The organism is Cupriavidus sp. FW305-26 (assembly GCF_058787975.1).
This window is the reverse complement of the sequence record NZ_JBYTAH010000168.1, coordinates 1-644: the sequence shown is the minus strand read 5'-3', so window position 1 is coordinate 644 and position 644 is coordinate 1. Positions and strand designations below refer to the sequence as shown.

General features: G+C 51.4%; 2 tRNA genes and 1 rRNA gene. All 3 read right to left on the bottom strand.

Features of this window, described 5'->3' with window-relative positions:
- Positions 1 to 341: 341 nt before the first annotated feature.
- Positions 342 to 417, bottom strand: a tRNA-Ala gene (locus AC3WQZ_RS35715).
- Between the two features lie 12 nt (positions 418 to 429).
- Positions 430 to 506: transfer RNA gene (locus tag AC3WQZ_RS35710), tRNA-Ile, on the bottom strand.
- A 62-nt stretch (positions 507 to 568) separates the two neighbouring features.
- Positions 569 to 644 (bottom strand): 16S ribosomal RNA (locus AC3WQZ_RS35705); the annotation flags it as partial.

Below are 644 nucleotides of genomic sequence, written 5' to 3'. Positions count from 1 at the left end.
CTGTGATCGCCAAGGCATCCACCACATGCACTTGTTCGCTTGACCCTATAACGAGTGTGTCTCGATTGCTCGAAACCTCGCTACAGGATGAGTTCTCGCATTTGTGCCGTATTCCAAGTCATCTTTCGATCACTTAAATACATTTTGGTTGATACAATCACAACCCGGTATCGCGTTTTGTACTGCAGCGTCTCATCAACGCTCGCGCGACACCTTTACTACATCCCATATTTTTAAAGAACAGCCGATCTTGCGATCGCTTGGCAATGCCAAATGGAAACACTCGCCACTCATCGTCGCGATGCGCTTTCATTTGACAACCAATCCAAGGTACCAGGCAGTGGTGGAGGATGACGGGATCGAACCGACGACCCCCTGCTTGCAAAGCAGGTGCTCTCCCAGCTGAGCTAATCCCCCTTCCGGATAACTTGGTGGGTCTGGTAGGACTTGAACCTACGACCCCCGCCTTATCAAGACGGTGCTCTAACCACCTGAGCTACAGACCCTTGGCTGTAACAGCAAACAAACCGATAAGTGTGAACGCTAGGCTTGAGACACAAGCCTCTAGAAAGGAGGTGATCCAGCCGCACCTTCCGATACGGCTACCTTGTTACGACTTCACCCCAGTCATGAACCCTGCCGTG